At 70.8% G+C, this 3,598-nt stretch carries 4 protein-coding genes; all 4 read left to right on the top strand.

Features of this window, described 5'->3' with window-relative positions; genetic code table 11:
* Nucleotides 1-989, top strand: a 989-nt coding sequence (gene trpB / locus VNO22_07215) for a tryptophan synthase subunit beta (protein HXG61143.1), incomplete at its 5' end; no start/stop codon positions are given.
* Nucleotides 973-1,716 (top strand): tryptophan synthase subunit alpha, encoded by a 744-nt coding sequence (gene trpA / locus VNO22_07210; GenBank protein HXG61142.1) that lies wholly within the window; start codon nt 973-975, stop codon nt 1,714-1,716. The genes trpB and trpA, both read left to right, overlap by 17 nt.
* 36 nt (nt 1,717-1,752) lie before the next feature.
* Complete coding sequence (gene gatC / locus VNO22_07205) at nt 1,753-2,040, top strand: Asp-tRNA(Asn)/Glu-tRNA(Gln) amidotransferase subunit GatC (GenBank protein ID HXG61141.1); 288 nt, start codon at nt 1,753-1,755, stop codon at nt 2,038-2,040.
* Nucleotides 2,037-3,488, top strand: a complete 1,452-nt coding sequence (gene gatA, locus VNO22_07200) for an Asp-tRNA(Asn)/Glu-tRNA(Gln) amidotransferase subunit GatA (protein HXG61140.1) — start codon at nt 2,037-2,039, stop codon at nt 3,486-3,488. The genes gatC and gatA overlap by 4 nt, the downstream gene beginning before the upstream one ends.
* Nucleotides 3,489-3,598: the final 110 nt, after the last annotated feature.

Below are 3,598 nucleotides of genomic sequence, written 5' to 3'. Positions count from 1 at the left end.
AACGGTGGACCCGCCGCATCGGAGGACCGGATATCTACCTCAAGCGGGAGGACCTCAACCACACCGGCTCCCACAAGCTCAACAACTGCCTCGGCCAGGTTCTGCTGGCCCGGCGGCTCGGAAAGTCCCGCATCATCGCCGAAACCGGCGCCGGCCAGCACGGCGTGGCCACCGCCACCGTGTGCGCCCTCTTCGGCCTGCGGTGCGTCGTCTATATGGGCGAAGAGGACTGCCGCCGCCAGGCCCTCAACGTCTACCGCATGAAACTCCTGGGGGCCGAGGTCGTCCCCGTCGCCAGCGGCACCCGCACCCTCAAGGACGCCTGCAACGAGGCGATCCGCGACTGGGTCACGAACGTCGACACGACCCACTACATCATCGGGTCGGTCGTCGGTCCCCATCCCTACCCGCGCCTCGTGCGCGATTTCCAGGCGGTCATCGGCCGCGAAGTGCGCCGCCAGCTCCGGCCGCGCCTCCCGGACGCCGTCGTCGCCTGCGTGGGCGGCGGCTCCAACGCGATCGGAATCTTCCACCCGTTCGTCCGGGACGCCGGCGTGCGGCTCTACGGCGTCGAGGCCGGCGGGCGCGGACTCCGCGGGCCCGATCACGCGGCGTCCCTTTCCGCCGGACGCCCCGGCGTCCTGCACGGATCCCTGAGCTACCTTCTCCAGGACCCGTGGGGCCAGGTGCTCCCCACCCACTCGATCTCCGCGGGCCTCGATTACCCCGGCGTGGGCCCCGAACACGCCCTCCTCAAGGACACCGGAAGGGTCACGTACGTCGCCGCCACCGACCGCGAGGCGCTCGAGGCCTTTCACCGTCTCTCCCGCGAAGAGGGGATTATCCCCGCCCTGGAATCGGCCCATGCCGTCGCCTTCGCCGAAAAACTCGCTACCACGATGAAGAAGGGCCGGATCCTCGTCGTCAACATCTCCGGCCGGGGCGATAAAGACATCGGAATCGTCCAGGAACATGACGGCCGCGCGTAAGCTCCTGATTCCCTTCGTCACGGCGGGCTACCCGACCCGGACCGGATGCCGGGAGCTCCTCAAAGCCTGCGCCGCCGGCGGGGCCGACGAGATCGAGCTCGGCATCCCCTTCAGCGACCCCCTGGCCGACGGACCCGTCATCCAGGCCACCTCCCAGAAGGCCCTCGACCGAGGGGCCACGCCGGAAGACGCCTTCCGGCTGGCCGAGTCCTTCCGGGAAACCCCGCTCGACTTCATGACCTACGTCAACCCGATCCTCCAGTACGATCCGCGGCGCTTCTTCGGCCGCGCCGCCCGCGCCGGACTCCGCGGCGTGATCGTTCCGGACCTCCCTCCCGAAGAAGCCGACGGCCTGCGGCCCGCCGCCAGGCGCGCGGGAGTTCCGCTCATCTTCCTGGTCTCCCCCACTTGCTCGGACGAACGCATCCGGCGCATCGCGCGCCTCTCCGAACGGTGGATCTACCTCGTCTCCCTCAAGGGCGTCACCGGCGCGAAACTCTCGTCGGACGTCTCCTCCTTCGTCCGCCGCGTCCGGCGCCTGACCGACCGCCCCCTCTGCGTGGGCTTCGGGATCGCCTCGCCCGCCGACGCCGCCCGCGCCGCGGCGGAGGCCGACGGGGTCGTCGTCGGAAGCGCCCTCCTGCGCCTCGTCGAGGCCGGCGGCAAGCCCCGCGACGTCGAGCGCTTCGTGGCCTCCCTCCGGCGGGCCCTCGACGGAAGGCCGTAGACTCCCGGGGGTCGGGTCTGGTAAAGTAGCGCCCTCATGGCCATCGACCGCAAAACCGTCGAGCACGTCGTCCGGCTGGCGCACCTGAAGCTTTCGGAAGCGGACCTCGCCCGCTACGGGGCCCAGCTCGGGGCGATCCTCGACTACGTGGCTCAGCTCGAAAAACTCGACGTGCAGGGCGTCGAACCGCTCACGCACGCCGCCGAGAGCGCCGGCGTCTTCCGGGAGGACGTGCCCCGCCCGTGCCTGCCGCGTGAGGAGGCGCTCAAGAACGCGCCGGAGCGCACCGGCGACTTCTTTGTCGTCCCGCGGGTCATCGAATGAGCGACGCCTTCGCCCTCCGGCAGGACATCGTTTCCGGAAAAGTCCGCGCCGCCGGCGCCCTCGAACGGTTTCTGGAACGCATCGAGCGCGCGGACGGCCGCGTCCGGGCGTTCCTCACGGTGACGGCCGAGGCCGCGCGCGCGCAGGCCCGGCGGGTGGACGAGAAGATCGCCCGCGGCGAGCCCGTGGGGCCGCTGGCCGGAATCCCGGTGGCCGTCAAGGACAACATCTGCACGGCGGACGCCCGCACCACGTGTGCGTCGCGGATTCTCGAAAACTACGTCCCTCCCTACGACGCGACCGTGGTCCGCAGGCTCCGCGCGGCCGACGCCGTAATCGTGGGGAAGACCAACCTCGACGAGTTCGCCATGGGCTCGTCCACGGAAAACTCCGCCTTCTTTCCGACGCGCAACCCGTGGGACCTCGAGCGCGTCCCCGGAGGCTCCAGCGGAGGATCGGCGGCGGCCGTCGCGGCGGGGATGGCGCTTCTGGCGCTCGGCTCGGACACCGGCGGGTCCATCCGCCAGCCCGCCGCGCTCACCGGCACCGTGGGGTTCAAGCCCACCTACGGGCGCGTCTCGCGTTACGGGCTGGTGGCCTTCGCCTCGAGCCTCGACCAGATCGGACCTTTCGCCCGAACCGTGCGGGACGCGGCCCTGCTGGCCCAGGTCCTCTCGGGTCACGACCCGCTCGACTCGACCTCCGTGGACCGTCCGGTCCCGGACTTCGTGGGCGATCTCGAGCGCCCCGCGGACGGCCTGCGGCTCGGGATCCCGAAGGAGTACTTCGGTCCGGGCCTGGATCCCGAGGTGCGGCTGGCCGTCGAGCGGGCGATCGCGCGGATGGAGGCGGCGGGGGCGCGCCGGGTCGAAGTGTCCCTTCCGCTCACCGAATACGCCATCGCCGCCTACTACGTGGTGGCTCCCTGCGAAGCCAGCTCGAATCTGGCCCGTTACGACGGCGTCCATTACGGCTACCGCGCGCGCGGCGGCGAAGACGTGATCGCCCTCATCTCGCGGTCACGGGGGGAGGGCTTCGGCCCCGAGGTGACGCGGCGGATTCTTCTCGGGACCTTCGCGCTTTCGAGCGGCTACTACGAGGCCTATTACAACCGCGCCCTCAAGGTCCGCCGCCGGATCCGCGAAGACTTCGACCGCGCCTTCGAGCGGTGCGACGTTCTGGTGGGTCCCACCTCCCCCACGCCCGCCTTCCCGCTGGGCGCCAAGGCGGCCGATCCCCTGGCGATGTATCTCTGCGACGTCTACACGGTGGCCACGAACCTCGCGGGGCTTCCGGGAATCTCGATCCCCTGCGGGCGGACCTCCGCGGGGCTTCCCGTGGGGCTTCAGATCCAGGGGCGCGCCTTCGACGACCTGGGGGTCCTTCAGGCGGCCCGGGCCTTCGAGCGCGAGCTGGCGCTCTCCCTCCCTTGGCCGGACCTCGGATAACGCCGCGTTCGCCGGACGCCGGCCCTTCCGGTATACTTGAAGCCCCCGCGCGCCGGAGTGGCGGAACAGGCAGACGCTGGGGTCTTAAAAGCCCCTGGCCCGCAAGGGCC

This window comes from Planctomycetota bacterium, from assembly GCA_035574235.1.
Lineage (GTDB): Bacteria > Planctomycetota > MHYJ01 > MHYJ01 > JACPRB01 > DATLZA01.
This window is presented reverse-complemented; position numbering and strand designations above follow the sequence as displayed.